Origin of the sequence: Rhodopirellula sp. P2 (genome assembly GCF_028768465.1) — a bacterium.
Lineage (GTDB): Bacteria > Planctomycetota > Planctomycetia > Pirellulales > Pirellulaceae > Rhodopirellula.
The window spans coordinates 3861548-3884777 of sequence record NZ_CP118225.1; the positions used below are offsets into that span (position 1 = coordinate 3861548).

Genomic DNA, 23230 nt, shown 5'->3' on the forward strand with positions numbered 1-23230 from the left:
AGTGGAAGCGAAACGGACCTACACCAGCGAGTCACCGCGAGCGTAGCGGCCGAGGGTTTGCTGGTATTTCTTCTTGCCTTCCTCGACGCTTTTGCGAATTGCCTTGGTGCTCTCTTCGCTTTCTTTGCGGAGTTCAGCGATCATCTGCAGCGATTCGATTTGGAAACCGCTGATCGCGTCGACCAGTTTCTGCACCGACTCGGGATCGATCGTGCTTCCGTAACCGGCTTTCAAAGCGGCACGTTCCAATTCGCGACCCAAGCCAGCGATGTCTTCCAGTCCCTTGTTCACGCCTTCTTTCATGGCCTCGGTGGCCTGGGTGACTTCGTGCAAACCATGTTGGCTGGTGTAGACCGTGCCCAGGATCGTGAAGACGTGTTCGTTGGTGGTGAAGAACGTCACGGCGCGACGGAACACACGTTCCTTCACATCGTGAGTTTGTTTCAGTTTGGTGATCAGCGTTTCACCGACGTCGTAACCAACCTCGAGGTTCTCAGCGATGTCCTTGAGCAATTGGTAGGTTTTGTCCTCTTCCTCAAATTTGTGACGCGCTTCGTCGCGTCGCAATTGCAGTTGGCTCTTGCCCGCTTGGTCTTCTCCTGCGTAGTTGTCGAGCGCCTCTTGCGCGGTTGCCAACCCATCTTTGGCGGCTTCTAGAATCGGAGCGTGGGTGTCCAGCAATTCGCGAGCGAGCACTTCGGCTTCCTTGAGCGCGAAGCGGAAGTCGATGTACGCGTCCATGATCTGTTCTTCGATCTTCAACGCATCCTTCGTGTCTTTGGCGACCTCGCCGTAGACTTCCGCGATTTTTTCAAATCGATCGCTGGGGGTTCCGCGACGGAGTTTCATCCACCAGTTCGAAACCTTTTCGGTGCCGCTGATCTTTCCATCGTCCAATTGTGAGATCAGACGCTTGCTGTCCTCGCGGACCGAATCGAACATCTGGGTGATGTCCATGTAGCGGTTGCCGATCTGGACCGATTCGATGTTGTCACGGACGAGTGCGTTGAACGAACTCATGTGTTTGATCACGTCCGCGATTGCCAGCACCTTGGCTTCGTCCAGATGCCGAACACCTTCGAGCAAGCTGAGCAGTTCTTGGGGGGCCGTGTTTTCGGCCGCGCCAAACTTCTTCAGCGTTTCGAGGGCACTGTCCAGGTACTGGCGCATGGATTGAGTGTCACGCTGCGTCGCCGGAGCGGCCGGCGTGGTTTGTTGGGCGGACTCTGCCGGAGCAGAGGCTTTGGCTTGCTGGCTCATGACCAAGAACTCGTGCGTAAAAATAGAAACGTGAAAAGGAAACTCATTCTCGGGGGACGCATCCAAGGCAGGATGTTCCGCCGCGAGATTGTACCATTGCCCAGCTTGGCGGATTTTTACCACCGATCAGGGCGCATCAAATTGATCGTGTCAGTTGGACGTCACGGGAAACCACCCTGCCCCATTGGCGTGGAACGTGAAGAGGCGGGAAAGTCGTTTCCAGGACCCTGGTTAGACTACGTTGCTCTGCAACCAGGGGCAATCATACGAAAGCGGAACAGACCACTCCCGCGATGCCGCGACTCAGCGATACAATTCATTCCGCAGCATCACGAAAGACTTGTTCGATTTGCAGCGCCTCGAAGATCGCGATGAACGGCCTTCTTCATTCAACGCCAACCACTTTTCTCCATTCTCGTCCTCATGGCCAACGCTCAAGCACAAGCGACCGCACCGTCCACCATGGAACAGCTGCGCGAACGACGCGCGGCGACCAAACTGCCTGGCGAAGACCTGACGATCGCGGAAACCTTGCGGGTCATGGACGTGGCTCGTGAATTGCGGGACCGGCGTTCCACCGCCGAAGACATGTTTCGTTCCGACGACGTCCGGATTCAATTGCGTGAAAAGCTGATGCGAACCGCAGCGTTGTCTGGCGATCACGTCAGTGCGGCGGAGATCGACGCCGCGATTGATCAATACCTGTCCAATCTTCACACCTACGAAAAACCCCAGCCCGGGTTCAAAAAGTTTGTCGCCTATTGCTGGATTTGGCGAACTCGGATCGCCATGGCCGCAACGACGGTCGCCGCCGCGGGAGCTTGGTACTTTTTTTCCTGAGCCGACCTCGGTCTTCACTTCGATCTCGCTGCCTCCTCGCGTTTTTTGCAAACGTTCCTTTCTCCCCCTCGTCTCGCCATGCCGCTGACCGGACCCACCGTCCATCAACAACTGCTGACGGCTTACAACCAAGCCGCCGTGAAATTGGAACAGTTCCGTTCTCAGTTGGGTGACTTTCAGTCGACCCAAGACACGTTGCAAAATCAGCGGGAAGAGACGCTGCGCAGTTTGGCTCAGCACTACCTGCCGGAGTTGACCACCGAAGCGATCCAGGAGACCTGGTCCGAGGTGCGACCCTCGATGGCCGAAATTCTATTGCGAAAACAGGACCATGCACGGCGATTGCACGAGGACCTGGAGGCCGACACGCATGGACGAGAGACCCAAGAAGCCGCGCTGGCGGAGCTGAATGAATCGATCGAGTTGGCCGAAGCGAAGCAAGAAGAACTGATCACCGCCGTCGAGCAAACGCTCCGAGAGAACCCCGGTTTTGTGACTCTGTCGGACCGCGCCGCCATGGCCGAGGCCGCGCTGGAACGCGCCGAAGCCAACTTGGACGAAATCAGTCAAGATGCCGCGAGAAAGCTGCCGGCGTACGAAGAGTGCAATCTGTTCAGCTACTTGAAGGACCGAAAATTTGGAACGTCCGAGTACACCCACCGTGGGCTCACGCGGCGGATGGACCGCTGGGTTGCCAAGCTGACCAAGTACCACGAATCCAAACGCAACTACGACTACTTGACGACCACTCCCGAGACGATGCGAACGATCATCGCGGAAGATCGGGAGGCTCTCGAAACCGTCATGGAAGAGCTGGCGAAATATCGAGACGATGCCGCTGCCCAACACGGATTGGATCAACACCTTCGCGAAGTGCGGACGCTCCATCGGCAACGCGATGCGACGCTGAAGGATCTCGACGAGTGGACGCAGCGTTGTGAACAAACACAGGCCAAGCTGACCGAGCTCGAGACGCCGCAGTGTTCGTATTACCAAGAAGCGATCGATCTGTTCCGTGACATGCTGGCTCGGACCGACACACATGAACTTCGCCAGCAAGCCCGGCGGACGCCCGAGATCACCGACGATCAAATCGTCGCGTCGCTACGTGGGATCGAAACCCGCATGGACGAGACGGAGTTGTCGAGCAATCGGCATCAGGATGAAATGGTGGAGCAGCAACAAATCCATCAAGCGATTGGCCGATTGATTCAGCGATTTCGTGCGTCGGGTTACGAGCAAGCTCGTTGTCAGTTCTCGGACATGCTCGATGTGCTGACGCCGCTGGATCGAGCCCGCACGGCACACGATGTGGACGACCTCTGGAATTCCATCCGGCGGATGCAAAGTTGGGGGCCAACGGCGATGGATCGAGTCACCAACGTCGCGACGCATCCCATGACGCAGGTCCTGGTCAACGCAATGGCGCATGCTGCCGCTGGTGCGATGAGCGAGCACGCTCGCCGCGCCGGTCGACGCACCCGTCGTCGCCGCTGATCGCTTTCGAATCGCGTGGTCCGTGTTGGGTCTCGAGTCGCTTCTCGCTTCTCCCTATCGCGGAGGTCGTGCCGTTTTGAAGTCGTGACTTGCAGGACCCCGCCCGCTGAAAACGGGAGGGGTCGGAAAACGAGCGTTCAGCGAGCTTTCCGGGGGAGGGTAATTCACGCCGCCTCCCATGCCCGTCCCTCACCCTCGCGTACGCCTGAACGGCGTCGCGCGATCTGTCCCCCAACTTCGTTTCGGGAGAAGGGTTCGGGCCGTAGCGAAAGTCGTCAAGACTTTTGGTTTTCCCGCTATCAGCAAAACGCTTGCCGAGTTTCGCTACCCTGAAATCAAGCTGTAACAGACCACTGGTTGGCAAAACAAGAAAAAGCCACGCTTGGATGATGGGCATCCAGGCGTGGCCGATGTTGTTGTCTGAGCGATCTTGCTCAGAGAAATCGTTGAGTGTTCCCGGCGATCAGCGAGTGCCGTTGCTCTCGGCCGCCACGCGTGGGATTTCTTTGGCAGCGACGAAGAAGTTGTCGATCTCAGCTGTTTGCTTGAGTTGGTCGTATTTCAGACCCATCGCCACGTTCATTTTCTTTTCGATCAGAACGCTGCGAAGTTCTTCTTGGACCGCATTGAAGTCCGAAACAACGGGCTCGGTGAATCCTTGGCAACGCAGGATGATGTACTTGTCGCCGGTTGCGATGATGCCACTGAGGTCGCCGGGCTTCATTTGGAAGACCTCTTTTTCAACCGAGGGTTGGCCACCGTGTTTGCGAATCGGTGGGACCTTCCCGAAGTTGCTGGAAGAAACCGGTTCGATGCTGTACTGGTTGGCCAGCTGGCCGAAGAATTGGTCCGTTGGGTTGTCGCGAGCCATCTCCCAAACCTTTTGGGCGCTGCGTTGGTCGGACAACACGCACGCCAGGACTTCGGCACGAGGTCCGTAGTGCGATTCGAAGCCTTGTTGCAGGTCTTCTTGGGTCAGGTTCGTTTCGTCTTCGACCAACTTCTTGAGTGCGACGCTCGGCCAGACCACATCTTCGATGTAAACCTCACGGGTACCGGGGCCACCTTCGAGGACGGCAGCGAACCAGCCTTCGATGTCCGCGGATCCGTTGGCGTTCATGTAGCCAAAGCTGATCGCTGCTCGTTCGATCTCGAGTTTCAAGTCCTCGTTGCTGATCTTCTTGCCCGATTTCGCGAGCGCTTGAGTCAGCAGCTTGCGATTGATTTCGCCTTCCAAGACGCTTTCGCCATGACGCTTGATGCATTCGGCTGCCACGTTGGCGATCGAAACTTGCTGTCCGTTGATGATCGCGGCGACGCCGGGGTGCTTGGCTGATGCTTCGGCATCTCCCAGGACTTTGACGACCTGAGCTTGCTCCTGAAGTTGGGCGAACAGCTGGCTGGCAGCCGTCTTCATTTTTTCGTCGCGGATTCGGTCGTTGATCTGTTCTTTGATCGCGGGCAAGGCTTGCGGTGCTGGTTGACTGGCTGGCATCCGGCGAACGGCTTGCAGGAACATCCAGTGGTCGCCGACTGGCAACACATCGGAGACTTCCGCGACATCCAAAGCGAAGGCGGCATCTTCGATGGCTTGGTCACCCATGTAGCGGCGGATCGGTGGAATCAAACCACCGACGCTGGCACTGGTGGGGTCTTCGCTGAACTCCTTGGCAAGGCGAGCAAAGCTGCTTGGTTCGGCGACGGCTTGAGCATGCAATTGGGTGGCTTGCGATTTGTCTTGCACCATCACCATCCGGCATTTGATCGCTTCGCCATACTGTGAAACAAAGGCGCGGTTGAATTCTTCTTGCGTCACGACCACTTCATCGGCCACCAGCTTTCGCAGTGCCAGCATGGGCCAAATGATTTCACGGCTGTATTGATCCGGTGTGATGTCGCGTTCTTCTTGCAGCAATTGCAGGTAGCTTTCGACATTCAGGCCGAACTTCTTGGCGACCCGAAAGATTTCGGTGCGAACCTCTTCGTTGGTGACGCCGAGTCCACGGCGTTTGCATTCCTGCATGATCAGGTGTCGGTTGATCAGGTTGTCCAGCACATCGGTCCCGTACCGCTCAACGCTGGCAGATGCCAATGCGTCACGTGAAATCGGGTCGGCATTGACCACGGCGACGACCGAGTTTTCCGCCGCTTCGACTCGCATGGTCGAAACGCCGCCCAGGATCGCCATGATGGCAGCGGTGAGCACAATGGCTCGCCGAATGAACGTGCGGGAAGACGTTGGGGGCAACGCCAAGTGTGATTGAATGGTCATCTTCGGACATTCCTTTATCCGGGTGATTTTGGTCCTGAAGTCGCGACTTTAGGAAAATCACATTTTTGCCTCAAGTTCAATCAAACCACGCAGCGACAGAAACGGCGGCAAAGAAGAGGCATCGCTGGTAAAGCGGGCGGTCTCGGCAGGTCAGGAAGGGTCAGGAGTTCGCTGCTTCTCTTTCGAACAAGCAAATGCGAGCGTGGTTGGGCAGCAATCCATCGGTCAACGGCTGTCCGAACGCTTCCATCGAATCGGCGAGCAACCGCCAGGATCCAGGCGAGTCTTCCATCGGTTTGGCCGGCAGCGGTTGGACGGTCGCTGCTTCCTGGGAGGCCTCTTCTTCCTGCAGAGGTGAGAGGCGGACCATGACCTGCAACGCCTCGTCCGGTGTTTGGTAGCTGAGCGAGTAGAGGTTGATCTCGCGGTTGACGTCGACGTGAAAGTGGTCCGGTGACAAGAGCCCGGTTTCAACGAAGCGTTTGCGGATCGAGATCAGGGTCTTGTACCAGTTTCGCATCGTTTCGCTGCCCGATTCCACGCTGCCGATCACGGAGGACCGCATGGCGGCTTCGTCGGTGGGGAGCACCCCGTCGCTCCAATCGTGCTGGGGGTAATCGCGTTTGCGACCTCGGACCACCGCCCGTTGCAAGCGCGGGTCGCCAAAGTCAACGAAGAACTGAAACGGGTTGGGGGAGGCGAATTCTTCTCCCATGAACAGCATCGGAATGGATGGCAGCAGGATCGCCAGCGTCACGGCGGCGGCCTGCGTCTCCGGTGAGGTCAGTTGGTGCAATCGCATGCCGGTCGGATGATTGCCGATGAAGTCGTGGTTTTGGATGCAGACGATGGACGACTGAGTGTTGATGCGTGGCAGCATTGCGTCTGTGTCCAAGGTGGTTTCCGACTCACGTCCTCGGTCGCCTCGGACGTCGCCAGCAAACACGAATCCACGCCGAAGCGTTTGTTCCAAGTCGCTGCCTGGCGAGTAAATTCGATGCGTGAGTTGTTCGCCCGGCCGAACAGTCGCGAACATGCTGTGGACATAGTCATCGCTCCACTGTGCGTCGAATCCGGTGCCGCCTTCGCTGAGTGGTTTGACCATCGCGGCATCGTAGACGTTGGTCTCGGCGATCAGCCAGACGCGACGGCCGACTTGGTCGGACCAACGCCGAATCTCTTCGCTCATCTGAGTCGTGATGTGTTTCTCCGAGTCGTCTTTCATGCAGTGAATGGCATCCACTCTCAGACCATCCAAGTTGTATTCGTTGAGCCACATGATCGCGTTGTCGATCACAAACCGACGAACGATGTCACCTCGTTTGGGATCATCGAAATTCGGGGCTGCTCCCCAGACGGTGTTGTGTTTGCGAGAGGTGTAAGGACCGAATTCAGACCAGTAGTTGCCTTCCGGACCGAAGTGGTTGTAAACCACATCGACCATCATCAGCAGCCCGCGGGTGTGCGCGGCGTCGATGAGTTGTCGGAACTCATCGGGAGTTCCGAACGCCGTCATCGGAGCGTACCAATGTGTTCCGTCGTATCCCCAGTTCCAGCGACCGGCGCACGCAGCAATCGGCATCAATTCAATGGCCGTGATTCCCAGGTCGACCAATTCGTCCAAGCGTTCGATGGCGGAGAGATAGGTTCCTTGCTCGGTGAACGTGCCCAGGTGCATCTCGTAGATGATCAGTTCATCCAATGCGTCGGCAGCTGAATCGGCTGTTGGTTGAAAGGGGAACTGAGTGGCGACAATCGCGGAAGGGCCATGGACACCTTCGGGTTGGAAACGCGATGCCGGGTCAGGAAGGGCATGCAACAGCATGTCGGCCGTCAGTTTGGTTGCCTCGTCATCGAACGCCTTGGCGTGTTCATCGCGAACGAATCGGAATTGGTACCGGGTGCCATCCGTGACCCCGTCGACGATGGCATGATGAAAGCCTCGGTCTTGGCGTTGCATTCGGAACAGTTGGTTGGGAAGCACTTCCAGGACCACTCGTTTTTGCTTGGGAGCCCACAACGTGAACTCGGCTCGGTTGGCGCCAATCAGTCGGGCTCCCCAGGGGATCGATTCAGGCAGCACTGCCGGGTTTGGTTCCGCCGGACTGTCTTCGGCAGGCGAATCAAACAGTCCAAACCAACGCGCGCCCTCCAGGACTCCTGACGTGCTGGTTCCACGCGCCAACTTCAGTCGATCCACCCAGCCCGAAGCGTGATGCGTGTCGGCAATCTGGCGAGCGATCTGGCGGTCGGCGTTGCCAACCACCACCGCTCGATAGCCAGCAATGAGTGCCGCGGTGTCGTTGCCCGAGTCGCCGCAGAACACGATCTGCTCTGGTTGCAAATCGTTTTGTTCACACCACCACTGCAACGCGAAGGCCTTGGAGGCTCCGTGAGGCAAGACGTCGACCAAGCCATCGTTGTTGAACGGGTCGATGCTGCTGACGATGCTGCATGGAAGTTCGTGCAGTTTGAGATACGCTTCGACCGCGTTGTGGCAAGCGTCCAGTTGGTCGGCGGGAACGTAGTAGCTCCACTTGTGGCGGCCTTGCTTGAACGACTCTTGCAAGGTGAAGTCGTCCAGTTCGGCGATTGCTTGCCGATGTTTCTCCACCTCGATGTCACCGAGGACTTCATCGAGCAGTTCTTCGTAGGCGGATTGGAGCACGTAGTCGCCCTCCGTGTCCCGGCGATAAATGCTGACACCAACGTCACACAGAATCCATTCTGGTTTGGGCAAGTCGAATTCGCCGATGGCGTTTCGCACTGAGTCGAAATGGCGTCCGGTGACAAAAACCAGGGGGATTTCGTTGGCCTGCAGCAACTCCCGAATTTGTCCCATCGACACTATGGCGGCATCGTCCCCTTCGAGAGGCAGGAACGTCCCATCCAAATCCGTTGCCAAGACTTTGGGTGGCAAGGACGTCATGGAAACGGTTCGTGCAGGACTGGGGTTGGATGCGATCGTGGAATTCATCGTGTAAGATTAAGCGGTGTCGCGTGAGGATGATGTTTCGATTTTCAATCAGTTCGCTTCTCCAGGATTACAACGCACGATGACCGATTCGTCGATTGCCCGCAGTCAAGATCATCCGGCAGGCGTTGCAATCATCGTGGGTGAAGTGCTTTGGGATTGTTTCCCCGATCGTCAAGTTCTTGGCGGTGCGCCGCTGAATGTGGCGTGGAATTTGGCTGGCTTCGGACTGCAGCCGTTGTTCGTCAGCGCCGTGGGCGATGACGATCTCGGCCACGAGATTCTTCGACGGATGCGTCAGTGGGGATTGTCCACCGAAGCCGTCGCTGTTCTGCCGGGCGTTCCCACCGGCACCGTCGCTGTGACGCTTGATCATGGCGAGCCACAATACGAAATCGTTCGTGGCGTGGCCTACGACCAGATTCCTATGCCCAACGATTCAGTGTTGGCGTCGATCAAGAATCGGATTCGCGAAGCCACCCGACAAGGTCTCCCGTCGTTGCTGTATCACGGGACATTGGCTTACCGAAGTCCAGCCAATCGAGAAACCATTCATCGCCTCCGGGAACACTTTGCGGGCGACAAAGCCACCCAGCTTGAGGTGTTCTTTGACATCAATGTTCGCAAGCCGCACTACGACGTGGCTTGGTTGGATGACCTGATGCCGGGTGCGGGGTTGGTCAAATTGAACGAAGACGAAATGAGCGACTTGGCCGGTCGTCAATTGTCCAGTGCTGACGATCGACGAGCAGCGGCACGCGAATTGCTTGATAAATACAGCAATCTCAATTGCTTGCTGGTGACGCTCGGCGCGGACGGTGCGGAGTGTCATTTGAGCGAATCCAGCCAATCCGATAGCAGCGGTGATGCGAAACCGCTCACCGTGGCTGCTCCGGAACCAGATCCGCTGATCGATCCGGTCGGTGCCGGAGACGCGTTTGCGTCGGTGGTGATCGCCGGGCATTTGAGAAATCTTCCGGTCGAGCCAACCCTGAACCGTGCGACTCAGTTTGCATCTCAGGTGTGTGGTTTGCCGGGAGCGACGAGCGACGAGACCAGTTTTTACCGGATTGATTTCACCGGGGATCCCCAACGCGTTCCGGATGATTGAACGCAACCTGCGGGCCCGGCCCTTCTATCGACAGGAATGCTATGAGTATGCCCGCCAGCGGGACACTTCGCGTCACTTTGCTGAGTTTGCACGGACTGATCCGTGCTCGAGATCCCGAGCTTGGACGAGACGCGGACACGGGAGGACAGATCAAATACGTTCTCGAATTAGCGGAAGAGCTTTCGCGTCGAGAAGAAATTGAATCCGTGGAATTGGTCACGCGGCAAATCTTCGACGAGCGGGTCGGGCCGGACTACGCCCAAGTCGAAGAGGTCATCAATCCAAAAGCGAAAATCGTTCGGGTGCCGTTTGGCCCCAAACGATATCTCCGCAAAGAGGGGCTCTGGCCATATTTGGAGACCTTCATTGATCAGATGTTGGGGCACTACCGGCGAGTTGGTTTGCCCGATTTGATCCACGGGCACTACGCTGACGCGGGTTACGCGGGCGGGCAACTGGCTCGTCTTCTGCATGTCCCCTATGTCTTCACCGGACACTCCCTAGGGCGGGTCAAACGCCAGCGTTTGATTGCGGCATCCCAAGAATCCAAGGCTCCCAAGCCGCCTCGCGATTTGGACAAAAAGTTCAAGTTCACGGTTCGGGAAGAAGCGGAAGAGTTCGCGCTCGAGACCGCTTCGCTGGTGATCACCAGCACTGGTCAAGAAGTCGAGGAACAGTACGCGATTTACGATCACTACCAACCCGATCGGATGGAAGTCATCCCGCCGGGCGTCGATCTCAAGCAGTTCCACCCGGTCGACGAGTCGGAGCCGCTGCCACGGATTCATGACCTGCTCACGCCTTTTTTGAAGGACTCCGAAAAGCCGATGGTGGTCGCCATGGCTCGTCCGGACGAACGCAAAAACATTGAAATGTTGGTTCGAGTGTTTGGCGAGAATCCCAAGTTTCGCGAAATGGCGAACTTGGTCCTCGTGCTTGGTTCACGAGAAGACCTTCGCGAGATGCCCTCTGGCCAGCGTCGAGTTCTCACCAACGTGTTGCATCTGATTGATGTTTACAACTTGTACGGTCACGTTGCGTACCCGAAGTCGCATCGTCCCAGCGATGTGCCGGAGTTGTATCGTCTGACCGCCCGACGCAAGGGGATTTTCGTCAACCCCGCACTGACGGAGCCGTTTGGATTGACGCTTTTGGAAGCCGCTGCCAGTGGGGTTCCGATCGTTGCCACCAATGATGGTGGCCCGAGCGATATCATCGCCAATTGCCAAAACGGGTTGCTCATCGATCCGCTTTCCCCGGAGGAAATCGATCACGCTTTGATGCGAGGTTTGACCGAACCTGAGCAGTGGAAAACGTGGTCCGAAAATGGCATCGAAGGGTCTCGAACGCACTACAGTTGGGGCAACCACGTCGATCGATACTTGCGAGACGTGACCGAGATCATCGAGCAGTCCGCCACTCCCGCGTTGGCACAATCCGTTGGCCGAACGACGCGTCGACTGCCTGAGTTCGACCGCATCATCATGACGGACCTCGACAACACGTTGACAGGTGACGACGACGCGTTGGCTGACTTTGTTGACCTGTTGAACACAGCGGGGCGAGACATCGGGTTTGGGATCGACACCGGGCGGTCTCTCGACGAAGCGATGGCGTTGATCACCAAGCTCAATTTGCCGCGTCCGGATGTTCTGTCGGCCGCCGTGGGAACGGAACTGTATTACGGCCAAGACCTCACGCCCGACCTTTCGTGGCGAAAGCAGATCAAGCACCACTGGCAGCCCCAGTTGGTGCATGAAGTGCTGGACGATGTGCCGGGGTTGTTTCTGCAGCCGGAGAAGGACCAAACCGAATTCAAAATCAGTTATCGGATTGACCCAGAAGCTTCGCCGGCAGTCGCACAAATCCGCAAAATGCTTCGTTCGGCGGGACTTCGTGTGAAAGTCGTGTTGTCGTTGGGATCGTTTTTAGACATCATCCCGCTCCGCGGCGGCAGCGAACTGTCGTTGCGGCACCTCGCTTATCGCTGGGGTTTTGAACCGGAGCGATTGCTGGTCGCGGGTGACTGCGGCAATGACGAAGGCATGCTGAAGGGCGGCACACTGGGCGTCGTCGTGGGGAATTACAGTCCCGAGCTCGACAAGCTGCGTCGATTGCCACGGATTTACTTCGCCGAAGGACATCACGCTCGCGGGATCATGGAAGGGATCGAGTACTACGATTTCCTGAACCACATCCGGATTCCGAACGATCGGATCGAGCACGAGCCTGGGAAGCACCGGACCAGCGAAACGGCGGGCGAGGAATCCAACGAACAACATGACGAACAATCCGCAGGCGAAATGAATGACGACCCTCACCAACGTCAATCTTCCGAAACCGCCACGGCATCCTGATTCAGCCCCCGGTCCAGCAGAAACCATGAACGCAACGCACACCAATGCGCTGATGCACGCGGTTCGCAATGGCGTGAAGGATTCGCGGGCGCAAAGTGCGCTGAATCGTTTGCTGCCACGACTGGAATCGTTTTGGGAGGTCGAAAACGTCTCTCAAAGAGAAGCCGACGAAATTCAATTGCGAATCGTTCAGCACTGGGATGACCTGTTTGGTCATCTGGTGCACTTGTACGGCGATCAGTGGGATTTCTTTTATCACCTTGAACAGATCCTGCTCACAATCATTCGGGGCTGGCGGATGCGCCCGGAACCGTTGAAAAAGGACGATGAAAACCGGATCAACAATCCGGAGTGGTACCAGTCGGAGAAGTTGGTTGGCGGAGCGTTGTATGTGGACTTGTTCAGCGAGAACCTTGGTGAATTGCGGAAGCAGATCCCGTACTTCCAAGATCTCGGGCTGACCTATCTGCACCTGATGCCTCTGTTTGCAGTGCGTCCCGGCAACAATGACGGGGGATACGCGATCAGCAATTATCGCAGCGTCGATCCGCGTGTCGGAACAATCGATGATTTGCGTCTGCTGGCCGCAGACCTTCGTGAAGCGGGCATCTTGTTGGTGCTGGACTTTGTGTTCAATCACACCGCCGATGATCACTACTGGGCACAGCAGGCACAGTCCGGAAACGAAGAGTATCAGAAGTACTACTTCATCTTCCCTGATCGCAGCGTGCCGGATCAATATGAGCGGACGCTACGTGAAATCTTTCCCACCGTCCGTCGTGGGAACTTCACCTGGCATGATGGCATGCAGCAGTGGGTGTGGACCACGTTCAATAGCTTTCAGTGGGATTTGAATTATCGAAACCCTGACGTCTTCCGAGCGATGTTGTCGGAGATGTTGTTCATCGCCAACACCGGCGTCGACCTGTTGCGACTCGACGCGGTTGCGTTCATCTGGAAGCAAATGGGAACGAATTGTGAGAATCTTCCCGAAGCCCACACATTGATTCGTGCTTTCAATTCTTGCGTCCGAATCGCAGCCCCGGGATTGGTTTTCAAAAGCGAAGCCATTGTTCACCCCGATGACGTGGTCCGGTACATCAGTCACAAGGAATGCCAGACGTCGTACAACCCAACGCTGATGGCGCTGATGTGGGAGTCGCTCGCAGCTCGCGACACAAAGCTCCTGCGGCGTTCGCTTTCGCGGCGTCACAAGTTGCCCGAGCGGACCACATGGGTGAACTACCTCCGCTGCCATGACGACATTGGTTGGACGTTTGACGATGCGGACGCTGCGGCGGTTGGCATTGAAGCGTTCGGGCATCGCCAGTTCCTGAATGCGTTTTACACCGGCCAATTCGAAGGCTCCTTCGCTCGCGGGGTCCCGTTTCAGCACAATCCTGAAAACGGTGACATGCGGATCAGCGGCACGCTGGCTTCGCTCGCGGGGTTGGAGCAAGCGATTGAAGCGGATCGCGATGATTGGAAGGAACTTGCAATCCGCCGGATCCTGTTGCTCAACGCGATGATGCTCAGTGTCGGCGGAATTCCGCTGGTTTACTTGGGCGAAGAGTGGGGAGCACTGAATGATTACGACTTCGTCAAAGATCCTGCCAAAGCCGGGGACACCCGTTGGGTTCACCGGCCGAAGATGCAGTGGAAGTTCTTGGACGAACTGGGAGACGACGGCTCCATCCGAGGTCGCATTTATCGATCGATTCGCAAGCTGATTGCGATTCGCAAGATGACACCCGCGTTTGGTGGCTTGGACATGGAGTTGTTGATTCTCGAATCGTCTCACCTGCTCGGTTACGTCCGGCAACACGAAGGCAATCGCGTGATTGTGGTCGCGAACTTCTGTGAGCATCCGCAGCAGATCGACAGCAATCGACTTCGGACGGCCGGAATGGGACGCTTCTTCGAAGACCTGTACTCCGGTCAGACCATCACCACATCGCACCCGCTGGAGTTGGGGCCTTACGAGTTCATGTGGCTGCACCGCGTTTGATCACACGATCAGCATCGCGTCGCCGTAGCTGAAGAAGCGGTATTCGTTTTCGATCGCCTCTTGATAGGCTCGGCGAATCAGTTCGTGGCCTGCAAACGCACTGACCAGCACCAGCAGCGAACTCTTGGGCTGGTGGAAGTTGGTCATCAACGCGTCCACGACGCCGAAGCGATACGGCGGTTTGATGAAGATGTCCGTTGCTCCGGTCCATGTTTCCGCGACCCCGCGCCCGTCAGATTTATTTCGATCGGCGACGCAGCTTTCCAAGACCCGGACGCTGGTCGTTCCGATGGCCACGCAGCGCCCGCCACCGCTCCGGCGGTCGTTGATTTGGGTGACCGCGTCGCTTTCGATGCGGCCCCATTCTTCGTGCATGCGATGCTCGTCGATGTCATCGACTTCGATTGGACGGAAGGTGCCGATGCCGACATGCAAGGTGACCTCCGCCATCGCCGTTTGCCCTTTGGCGATGTCCGCCAGCAACGACTTGGTGAAGTGCAGTCCCGCGGTGGGGGCGGCAACGCTGGCGGCATCTTCGGGTTTGCTGCTGGCGAAAACGGTTTGATAGTTGGTGACGTCCGCATCCACCATGTGCCCATCTCGAATGTACGGTGGGATTGGAATGCGGCCGTAGCGGTCCAGCCATTTTCCAGGCTCGATTGTCTGCGCCGGTCCCGCAAAGAAATCGTTAGGAACAGGTTGGACGAGCAGGTGTCCTTGATCGTCGCGGCCGATCACGATCAGTTCTCCACCGGCTCGAGCATCACGGTCATCCAGGGTGATCGTTTCGCCGGTCTGCAGTGTTCCGCGTGTCTTCGTCAGCAGTTCCCAAACACCGGTTGCTCGATCCGACCGCAAGAACAGCCCCTGCCATCGGCCACCGGTTTTCGTTCGGCGTCCAAACAAGCGTGCCGGGACGACTCGCGAATTGTTCATCACCATCACGTCTTCGGCTCGAAGCAGCTGCGGGAGGTCTCGAACGTGGTGATGTTCGATCTCGCCGGATGCCCGGTCGATCACCATCAGCCGAGCGTCGACGCGGTTGAGCAGAGGTTCCTGCGCGATGCGTTCGCGAGGCAATTCGTAGTCGTAGAGATCCAGGGATGGCATGCGGAAGGACGCGTCCGAGCGGAGGAAATGGGTTGGAAAGAATCGAGCGACCAGCATAAGGGCGCTGAGCAATTGTCGCGAGCACAGCGAACGAGAGCCCGCTTTTCGTCAAAATGGTAACCCGATGCGTGAGCGAGGGACCCAGAGGCTCGTTGCAATGGCACGCGATCCCTCGCTGACGCTTCGGGTTGGGATTCCATCAGCAGGCCGTCACGCGTCGGGTTTCTATTTCGGCGGGCTTGGAAGCTCATCGTACGGGGACTCGGAATGGGGGGCGTTCGGCGATGGGGCGGCGATCAACTGTCGTCGCTCCGGGACCGGGGGAGTTGTGTGTCGTGGGCGGATGACCTTGGGATGAAAACCCAAGGCTTTCGGCTTTCGTCGCTCTGCGACTGGCGGTGTGTGTTCGGGGATCGAACAACCGCGGAGCGGTGGCAGTTGTCAGCCTCGGGTTTTCAACCCGAGGTCTTAGGCGTTACGCCCTGCCTCGACCTGCCGCGGAGCGGCGGCAGTTGGAGAGCGGTGAGGTGGGGATCGATTGAAAAAGTGAAATTGTAAATTGCAAATTGAAAAATGCCGCAGACGATGTGGGGCCGCGTACCGGGGCACCATTCGGCGGCAATCATCGCCCCGGAAGGGGCCGGCTTGCTTAGCTCGGGGCGGAAGCCCCGAGACCGATCACGAAAAACAAAAGGACGCCCCGGATGGGGCCGGCGTGGGGCATGTCGCGTGGGCCTCGCTGACGCGTCGGGTTTCCAGGATGTTGACTCGGTGGTGTTGCTGGGGACTGAATCGGAAACGGGGCGGTGCACGCTGGATCCGACGCGACCCTCCTGGCGGGAGGGTGGTCTGATTGGGGTGACTTTGCGGGCACCCGAAGGGCTGGTTGTGACGGCTGGCACTCATCTGCCGATCAAAGGGATTGGATCGTCAGGTGTCATTCGGGGTGGCGCTGGTCTGCTCGTGTTGGCGGAGGGCTGAGGTGACACACAGACTGACTCGCGAGCTTTCATCGAGGCCGTGTGCAGCTCCGAGAGTGCTGGCGGTTGCGTGCTTGGCAATCCTAGTGGGATGGAACGCCCCAATGGCGAATGTCTGGGGCCAAGACGCTTCAGGGCTGGACCTTTCGACGCCAGACACTGCCAGCGTGTTGTCGGAACTGCAATCGCAACTGGACGCCCAGCAGGCCAGAATCGAAGAGCTTCAAAGCCGTCTTGAGATCGCGGAAGCTCCCTTCGGTTTGTTGGCGGAAGTCGATGGCGGCGGTTGCACGCCGGGCATGATCGAGCGGGTTGCGTTGGTCGCCGAACAACCTTCGGAGGCGAACTGTGATCAGAGCGAGGAAGCCAAGGCGTTTCGAACGCTTGATTACTACGCCGACTACGATCGCGGTTTCGTCATTCGCCCGTTCGACCAGAAGAAGCATCCGTTCGATGTGAAGTTCAACGGTTGGACTCAATTCCGCCATCATTCATTTGTCACCCAGAGCGATTCCTGGACGGACAACGCCGGGGTCACCCGTTCGAAGGCGGACCGCAACGCATTGGATATCGAACGCGCTCGACTGGCGATTCGTGGCCACGTGATTGACCCAAGGTTGTCGTACTTTGTGCAGGTCGATGGCGACACGGACGGTGGCCACATGCTGGACTTCTTTGATTACTTCTGGGCCTGGCAGGCAACCGACCGTTTTCAAATTCAGATGGGCAAACGGAAGGTGACCGCGAGTCGGCAGTGGCTGCTTGGTGCAAGGCGGACGCGGTTCGCTGATCGCCCGATGGCGAACGACTTCTTTCGTCCCGATCGGACGGTTGGTCTGTTCGGCATCGGGAGATTTGCTGAGCACGGCCATTATCAAGTCATGGTTGGGAACGGGTATCGGACGGCCAATCTGCCAAATTCAGCAACCGACAATCGCTTCACGTTTGCGGCGACCAGCTACGTGGATCCAGCGGGCGATTTTGGATCGCAAATCGTTGACTTTCAAAACACCCCTGCGGCACTTTGGCGACTTGGGCACTCAGCGGTCTATTCGCCGCTGGCCGCCCAGCCGTCAGGAAGTTCCTACGACGAAGCCGATTTTGTTCGGCTTTCCGACGGCACTCGGTTGACCCAGACGGGGGCGATCGCGCCGGGCGTGTCCATTTCGGAGTTCGACGTTTGGTTGTACGGGGTGGACTTCGCTTGGAAGCGTCGCGGATGGAGTTTGACAAGTGAACTGTTCCTGCGCTGGATCACGGACTTGCAGGGCAATGGAGCGATTGCGAATGACGAGCTCTTCCAGCGTGGGCTGTATGTTGAGGGCGGCAAGTTCCTGATCGCCAAGCAGTTGGATCTGAACCTGCGGTATTCGCGAGTCGACGGTGATTATGGTGCGGCCAACGAGTACGCCGTGGGCATGAACTGGTACCCGTTGTCCAAGCCAAGTTTGAAGGTCACCTTCGACGTGACGCAGCTTGACGGCAGCCCGCTGCAGAACACGGCCAGCGACATTCTGGTCGGTGACAACGGAACCTTGTTCCGAACACAGTTTCAAGCGGAGTTCTGATGCGGGGGGCGGACGCTGGGATCCGCCTCAACGCGTCGTCTCGACGAATCGGCTTTGAATCGCCATAACAGTGGCCGTCGCGAGAACTGCCGGATCATGGCGGTCTCTCCCCTCCCCTTCTTTCCCTCAATCTTTCAGGCAACTCGATGGAAGCCGGAATCGTCGGCTTGCCCAATGTCGGCAAAAGCACCCTTTTCAACGCTCTGACGTCCAGCGTCGCGGCTCAAAGTGCCAACTATCCGTTCTGCACGATCGAGCCGAACGAGGGAATCGTCAGTGTTCCCGATTCGCGTTTGAATCGGATCACCAATTTTATCAAACCTCAAAAGGTCATTCCATCGGCGCTGAAGCTGGTCGATATCGCTGGCATCGTCAAAGGTGCGGCTGAAGGCGAAGGTCTGGGCAACAAGTTTCTCAGCCACATTCGCCAGGTCGATGCGATCATGCAGGTCGTGCGCTGCTTTGAAGATCCCGATGTGATTCACGTCAGTGGGCAAGTCAATCCAATCGCGGACATCGACACGATCGAAACCGAACTGGTTTTGGCCGATATGCAAACGCTCGAAAACGCGTTGGGCAAGGCACAGCGGACTGCACGCAGCGGTGACAAAGAAGCCAAGCTTCGCGTGGCCGTGATCGAGAAGTGCAACGCTCACCTGGAAAGCGAGCAACCGCTGCGAACGTTGGAATTGGCGGAGGCCGAACAGGCCGCGATCAGCAGCTATGGGTTGATGACCGCGAAACCGATTCTGTACATCGCCAACGTCGACGAAAACGACCTCAAGGGCGAACACGAGTTGGTGGACAAGGTTCGAGAGCATGCTGCCAAAACGGGAGCATCGGTGGCCTGCGTTTGCGCCAAATTGGAATCCGAGATCGCGGAACTTGACGAAGAAGATCGGGCCGAGATGTTGGCGGATGTGGGCTTGGAAGAGCCATCGCTGAACGTCATCGCACGGGAAGCCTACCGCACGCTGGGGCTGCAAAGTTTCTTCACAGCGGGCGAAACGGAAGTCCGAGCGTGGCCAGTCCGGATCGGATCAACCGCTCCACAAGCGGCGGGCGTGATCCACAGCGATTTCGAGCGCGGGTTCATCCGGGCCGAGATTTACCAGTTGCCCGAGTTGGAAGAATACAAGACCGAGAAAGACATTCGCCAAGCCGGTAAACTCCGTGTGGAAGGCAAAACGTACGTGATGCAAGACGGTGACATCTGTCACTTCTTGTTCAACGTTTGATCGTCTTGGCAGCAGCGAATCGTCGCTCCTTCCATTCGTTCGCCGACTTTTCGACGCTCCCACCGCCATCCCTCCTACTGACGGTTCTATGAACAAAATGTTGATTCCCATTCTTTTCGCAATCGGCACAGCGTTGTTTTGGGGTTGTTACGGCCCCACGATCGGCAATGCCCAGGCACCTCGGGTCAACGGCGTTCCGCTTTGGTCGCCGTTCAAACCTTACGTGTTCATCGGCATCGCTTACTTGGTCATCGCGATCTTGGGCGGTTTGGCCATGATGGGCGTCAAAGGTGACTCGTTCAGTTTCTCTGGCGAGCACTTTGCGACCGTCAAATGGGGGTTCTTGGCCGGTTGCCTGGGGGCCTTTGGAGCGTTGTGTTTGACCACCGCGATGATGACCAGCAAAGGCAACGCGTTGTTGGTGATGCCAATTGTGTTTGGCGGAGCGGTGTCGGTGTCGGCATTGGTTTCTGTGCTCCGGTTGGGGGACCACGTGCAGGTCAGTCCGGTGCTGTGGGTCGGAATGACGTTGACCGTGGTGGGAGTGGTGGTGGTGGCGATGAACACGCCTCACGGGCATGCACCCACCAAGCCGGCGACCGAATCAAGCGAACCGGTTGAGTCGCATGCCGCGGCGCCGATCGAATCCGACGACACGCAAGCGTCCTAGTTCTCGCCTTGGGAACGAGTTCTCGACATGGAAAGCAGATCGCGATGACCCCACCCAGTGATCCACTCGCGGTTGTTCGAGCCATCGACGCCGAGCTGACTCACGTTTGGATGATCCGCACGTTTCTCAAGCACGCCGATGAGGCGGAAGAGGACGAGGATCTGAGAGAGGTGGTTCGCGATTTGTACGACTTCATTTTGGCGGTCGGCCCGGTGACGGACGAAACCGACCCGGCTGTCTACATGAAAATGGCCAAGAAAAAGCTCCGTCGCCTGCGCGGTGCCACGGAGCTGTACGAAGCAATCCAGCCTGAGGTCAGCGGGCACACGAACTTTGCGATGGCCGCGAAGTCCCTGCGATTGGCGGTCGATCGGATCATTGCGTTGGTCCAACCCCCGCAATAGATCGCTCTGTTTTGGCAAGCTTTCGGGAGGTGGTTGGGGGCGTCAGATCCCACTTCGCCTGATCGGGATCCAGCGAATCAGTGCCGTCCCAGCAGCCTGCAGGGAAACCACGCGAAATCAGCTGGAAAACGGGGCGAACGCAGGCTCGGGGGACTGGAAGAAAATCGATTCGACAGCGATAACAGGGCACCTCTTCGAAGGTCTCCAATTTTTTCCGCGACTCCCATTGTGCATTGATGAGCTCTCCCGCCAAAGCTGCCAAACTCGCTCTTGAAGACGGCACCGTCTACACCGGAACCAGCCTCGGGGCAGAGGGGGAAACGACTGGCGAAGTCGTCTTCAACACCTCGATGACGGGATACCAAGAAATTTTGACCGATCCCAGCTATCGCGGTCAGCTGGTGACGATGACCTATCCCGAAATGGGCAACTACGGAATCAACTCCGTCGACCTCGAAAATCGCGGCACGTCGCTGGCTGGATTCATCATCCGCAACGAGAGTCGCCTGCACAGCAACTACCGCTCGGAGGGTTCCCTCAGTGACTATCTGAAGTCACAGGGTGTCGTTGGGTTGGCTGGCATCGACACGCGAGCCTTGGTGCGTCGCATCCGCAGTGAAGGTGCGATGCGAGGGGTTTTGTCCACGACGGATCTCGACGATGCATCCTTGGTCGCCAAAGCCAAAGCTTCTCCCGGATTGGTCGGGCGTGATTTGGTTCAAGAGGTCATGCCGACTCAATTGGAAAAGTGGACCAACGAACTGGACGACTGGACCATTCGTGAAATTCGGGAAGCTGCCAAAGACAAATCCATCGACGATGAAAGCCGACCACACGTCGTCTGCATGGACTTCGGCATGAAGTGGAACATCCCCCGTCACCTGCGATCGCGCGGCAACCGGGTCACCATCGTTCCGGGAAACCTGCCCGCCGACGAGATCTTGAAGCTGAATCCGGATGGCGTCTTTTTGTCCAACGGACCTGGCGACCCTGAGCCGTTGACCTATGCACACAAGGCGATTGGCGAACTGCTGGGACAAGTGCCCGTGTTTGGGATTTGCCTCGGACATCAGTTGCTGTCGGTGGCTTGTGGCGCCAAAACGTTCAAGCTGAAGTTCGGTCACCGCGGTGCCAACCAGCCCGTCCTCGACTTGGAGACGGGCAAGGTTGAGATCACCAGCCAGAATCATGGCTTCGCAGTCGATGACCAAGGCTTGCCGGATTGCTTGGAGGTCACCCACCGCAACCTGAACGATGACACCATCGCTGGTATTCGCCACAAAGACACCGGTGCCTTTGCAGTGCAGTATCACCCGGAAGCTGCAGCAGGTCCTCACGATAGCCATTACTTGTTCTCGCGTTTCCAAGAACAACTGAACGAGAAGTGCGGGGTGAACGCATGAACAAAGCCCCCAGGACAGCCATCAGCCCCACTCGTGAAGAAAACTATCCCGAGTGGTATCAACAAGTCATTCGGGCAGCCGATCTCGCTGAAAACTCGCCGGTTCGCGGCTGCATGGTGATCAAACCATGGGGGTATCAGCTTTGGGAAAACGTGCAACGTGCGTTGGACGACATGTTCAAGGCGACGGGCCACCAAAACGCCTATTTCCCGTTGTTCATTCCAATGAGCTTCCTCGAAAAGGAAGCGGAGCACGTCGAGGGGTTTGCCAAGGAATGTGCGGTGGTCACGCACCATCGACTTGAACCGGATCCCGATGGCGGTTTGCGGCCGGCCGGCAAGCTGGAGGAACCATTGATCGTTCGCCCCACCAGCGAAACGATCATCGGTGCGACGTACGCCAAATGGGTTCAGAGTTATCGTGATTTGCCGATCCTGATCAACCAATGGGCCAATGTGGTTCGCTGGGAGATGCGGACGCGAATGTTCTTGCGAACCGCGGAATTTCTTTGGCAAGAAGGCCACACGGTTCACGCGACTTCGGAAGAAGCGGTGGAAGAAACCGAGCAGATGGTCGAGGTCTACCGTGACTTTGCCGAGAACTGGATGGCGATGCCCGTGATCGTTGGCAGCAAGACGCCGTTGGAACGTTTTCCGGGTGCGGTTGAGACGCTTTCGATCGAATCGATGATGCAAGATCGCAAGGCGTTGCAGGCGGGGACCAGTCACTTCTTGGGGCAGAATTTCTCGAAGGCCCAAGAGATCAAATTCCAGAGTGAATCGGGTGAAATCGAATTTGCTTGGACGACGTCTTGGGGAGTCAGCACCCGTCTGATCGGCGCGCTGATCATGACGCACAGCGATGACGATGGGTTGGTCCTGCCACCTCGTCTGGCGCCGATTCACGTCGTGATCCAGCCGATTTACAAGGATGATTCTCGTGCCGAGGTGATGGCCTACGTGCAGTCACTTCGCGAGGAGTTGACGGCGCAAACTTACGCCGGCGCTCCTGTCCGTGTGACAATCGACGATCGTGACATTCGTGGCGGCGAGAAGAAGTGGTACCACGTCAAACGCGGCGTTCCAATTCGACTGGAAGTGGGACCCAAGGACATCGCGGCAGGGACTGTTTTCTGTGGCATTCGGAATCAGCCCAAGAGCGTCGGCATCGAACGTTCTGTCTTGGTTGCCACCATCAGCGAAAAGCTGGCAACGTTGCAACAAGAGCTCTTTGATGCAGCGTTGAAATTGCGAGAAGACAACACCGTCGAACTCAGTTCAGAAGCCGAGTTCCGCGAATTCTTTGCCGACAATGGCGAGACCGCGATCTCGGGCGGATTCGCGTGGTGTCACTTCGCCGATGAGGATTCCTTGCAGCCCTTGCTGAAGGAGCTGAAGGTGACGATTCGATGCGTCCCGCGTGTCGACAACGACGTCCAAGGCACCTGTTTCTTGACCGGCAAGCCCGCCGCTCAGCGAGCTGTCTTCGCAAAGGCTTATTGAGCCTTTGGCGGGGCGCCCGGTGGTGGGGCCCCGTGG

Annotated in this window: 15 protein-coding genes; 11 read left to right on the forward strand and 4 right to left on the reverse strand. The window is 57.5% G+C overall.

Annotated features, from left to right (window positions below):
* Window positions 1-18 precede the first annotated feature (18 nt).
* Complete coding sequence (locus PSR62_RS13555; protein ID WP_274403543.1) at window positions 19-1260, reverse strand: cell surface protein; 1242 nt, start codon at window positions 1258-1260, stop codon at window positions 19-21.
* A gap of 423 nt (window positions 1261-1683) precedes the next feature.
* Here PSR62_RS13555 and PSR62_RS13560 point away from each other — a divergent pair, with 423 nt between their 5' ends.
* Both PSR62_RS13560 and PSR62_RS13565 read left to right on the forward strand, forming a co-directional pair.
* The gene (locus tag PSR62_RS13560) at window positions 1684-2100 is read left to right on the forward strand and encodes a DUF6384 family protein (protein ID WP_274403544.1); all 417 of its coding nucleotides are present in this window, start codon (window positions 1684-1686) and stop codon (window positions 2098-2100) included.
* A 78-nt stretch (window positions 2101-2178) separates the two neighbouring features.
* Window positions 2179-3597, forward strand: coding sequence for a hypothetical protein (locus tag PSR62_RS13565; RefSeq protein ID WP_274403545.1), 1419 nt, complete (start codon window positions 2179-2181; stop codon window positions 3595-3597).
* Window positions 3598-4060: 463 nt separating this feature from the next.
* On the opposite strand, the gene PSR62_RS13570 is transcribed toward PSR62_RS13565, so the two are convergent.
* Both PSR62_RS13570 and PSR62_RS13575 read right to left on the reverse strand, forming a co-directional pair.
* Entirely contained in the window at window positions 4061-5869 is a 1809-nt protein-coding gene (locus PSR62_RS13570; protein ID WP_274403546.1) for a peptidylprolyl isomerase, read from the reverse strand.
* A 160-nt stretch (window positions 5870-6029) separates the two neighbouring features.
* Window positions 6030-8846, reverse strand: coding sequence for an HAD-IIB family hydrolase (locus PSR62_RS13575; protein ID WP_274403547.1), 2817 nt, complete (start codon window positions 8844-8846; stop codon window positions 6030-6032).
* A gap of 79 nt (window positions 8847-8925) precedes the next feature.
* Here PSR62_RS13575 and PSR62_RS13580 point away from each other — a divergent pair, with 79 nt between their 5' ends.
* From PSR62_RS13580 to PSR62_RS13590, 3 genes are read left to right on the forward strand one after another with little or no spacing between them, the layout of a single operon-like run.
* Window positions 8926-9954 carry a carbohydrate kinase family protein gene (locus tag PSR62_RS13580; protein WP_274403548.1) on the forward strand — a complete coding sequence of 343 codons (1029 nt, stop codon included), beginning with the start codon at window positions 8926-8928 and terminating at the stop codon, window positions 9952-9954.
* Window positions 9955-9995: 41 nt separating this feature from the next.
* Window positions 9996-12311 (forward strand): HAD family hydrolase, encoded by a 2316-nt coding sequence (locus PSR62_RS13585; RefSeq protein ID WP_274403549.1) that lies wholly within the window; start codon window positions 9996-9998, stop codon window positions 12309-12311.
* Window positions 12312-12336: 25 nt separating this feature from the next.
* Window positions 12337-14319 carry an alpha-amylase family glycosyl hydrolase gene (locus tag PSR62_RS13590; RefSeq protein ID WP_338020196.1) on the forward strand — a complete coding sequence of 661 codons (1983 nt, stop codon included), beginning with the start codon at window positions 12337-12339 and terminating at the stop codon, window positions 14317-14319.
* On the opposite strand, the gene queA is transcribed toward PSR62_RS13590, so the two are convergent.
* Window positions 14320-15486 carry a tRNA preQ1(34) S-adenosylmethionine ribosyltransferase-isomerase QueA gene (gene queA / locus PSR62_RS13595; protein WP_274408228.1) on the reverse strand — a complete coding sequence of 389 codons (1167 nt, stop codon included), beginning with the start codon at window positions 15484-15486 and terminating at the stop codon, window positions 14320-14322. It abuts the gene before it with no gap.
* A gap of 1027 nt (window positions 15487-16513) precedes the next feature.
* Here queA and PSR62_RS13600 point away from each other — a divergent pair.
* The 6 genes from PSR62_RS13600 to proS all read left to right on the forward strand — a co-directional run bounded on the left by PSR62_RS13600 (window position 16514) and on the right by proS (window position 23194).
* Complete coding sequence (locus PSR62_RS13600) at window positions 16514-17977, forward strand: porin (RefSeq protein WP_274403551.1); 1464 nt, start codon at window positions 16514-16516, stop codon at window positions 17975-17977.
* Window positions 17978-18123: 146 nt separating this feature from the next.
* The gene (gene ychF / locus PSR62_RS13605) at window positions 18124-19215 is read left to right on the forward strand and encodes a redox-regulated ATPase YchF (RefSeq protein ID WP_274403552.1); all 1092 of its coding nucleotides are present in this window, start codon (window positions 18124-18126) and stop codon (window positions 19213-19215) included.
* Window positions 19216-19303: 88 nt separating this feature from the next.
* Window positions 19304-19885 (forward strand): hypothetical protein, encoded by a 582-nt coding sequence (locus PSR62_RS13610; protein WP_338020073.1) that lies wholly within the window; start codon window positions 19304-19306, stop codon window positions 19883-19885.
* 44 nt (window positions 19886-19929) lie between these two features.
* A complete protein-coding gene (locus PSR62_RS13615; protein ID WP_274403554.1) occupies window positions 19930-20289 on the forward strand; it encodes an amidohydrolase in 360 nt (119 codons plus the stop codon).
* Between the two features lie 236 nt (window positions 20290-20525).
* Window positions 20526-21692 (forward strand): glutamine-hydrolyzing carbamoyl-phosphate synthase small subunit, encoded by a 1167-nt coding sequence (carA, locus tag PSR62_RS13620; protein ID WP_274403555.1) that lies wholly within the window; start codon window positions 20526-20528, stop codon window positions 21690-21692.
* Window positions 21689-23194: a proline--tRNA ligase gene (proS, locus tag PSR62_RS13625; protein WP_274403556.1), complete on the forward strand. Its 1506-nt coding sequence runs from the start codon at window positions 21689-21691 to the stop codon at window positions 23192-23194. The genes carA and proS overlap by 4 nt, the downstream gene beginning before the upstream one ends.
* Window positions 23195-23230 lie beyond the last annotated feature (36 nt).

Excerpts from the sequence above, each read along its gene's own strand:
- carA (WP_274403555.1), top strand. The coding sequence starts at position 20,526 with ATGAGCTCTCCCGCCAAAGCTGCCAAACTCGCTCTTGAAGACGGCACC.
- PSR62_RS13585 (WP_274403549.1), top strand. The coding sequence starts at position 9,996 with ATGAGTATGCCCGCCAGCGGGACACTTCGCGTCACTTTGCTGAGTTTG.
- PSR62_RS13615 (WP_274403554.1), top strand. The coding sequence starts at position 19,930 with ATGACCCCACCCAGTGATCCACTCGCGGTTGTTCGAGCCATCGACGCC.
- PSR62_RS13610 (WP_338020073.1), top strand. The coding sequence starts at position 19,304 with ATGAACAAAATGTTGATTCCCATTCTTTTCGCAATCGGCACAGCGTTG.
- PSR62_RS13575 (WP_274403547.1), bottom strand. The coding sequence starts at position 8,846 with ATGAATTCCACGATCGCATCCAACCCCAGTCCTGCACGAACCGTTTCC.
- PSR62_RS13555 (WP_274403543.1), bottom strand. The coding sequence starts at position 1,260 with ATGAGCCAGCAAGCCAAAGCCTCTGCTCCGGCAGAGTCCGCCCAACAA.
- PSR62_RS13580 (WP_274403548.1), top strand. The coding sequence starts at position 8,926 with ATGACCGATTCGTCGATTGCCCGCAGTCAAGATCATCCGGCAGGCGTT.
- proS (WP_274403556.1), top strand. The coding sequence starts at position 21,689 with ATGAACAAAGCCCCCAGGACAGCCATCAGCCCCACTCGTGAAGAAAAC.
- PSR62_RS13570 (WP_274403546.1), bottom strand. The coding sequence starts at position 5,869 with ATGACCATTCAATCACACTTGGCGTTGCCCCCAACGTCTTCCCGCACG.
- PSR62_RS13565 (WP_274403545.1), top strand. The coding sequence starts at position 2,179 with ATGCCGCTGACCGGACCCACCGTCCATCAACAACTGCTGACGGCTTAC.
- PSR62_RS13600 (WP_274403551.1), top strand. The coding sequence starts at position 16,514 with ATGGCGAATGTCTGGGGCCAAGACGCTTCAGGGCTGGACCTTTCGACG.
- PSR62_RS13560 (WP_274403544.1), top strand. The coding sequence starts at position 1,684 with ATGGCCAACGCTCAAGCACAAGCGACCGCACCGTCCACCATGGAACAG.
- PSR62_RS13590 (WP_338020196.1), top strand. The coding sequence starts at position 12,337 with ATGAACGCAACGCACACCAATGCGCTGATGCACGCGGTTCGCAATGGC.
- queA (WP_274408228.1), bottom strand. The coding sequence starts at position 15,486 with ATGCTGGTCGCTCGATTCTTTCCAACCCATTTCCTCCGCTCGGACGCG.
- ychF (WP_274403552.1), top strand. The coding sequence starts at position 18,124 with ATGGAAGCCGGAATCGTCGGCTTGCCCAATGTCGGCAAAAGCACCCTT.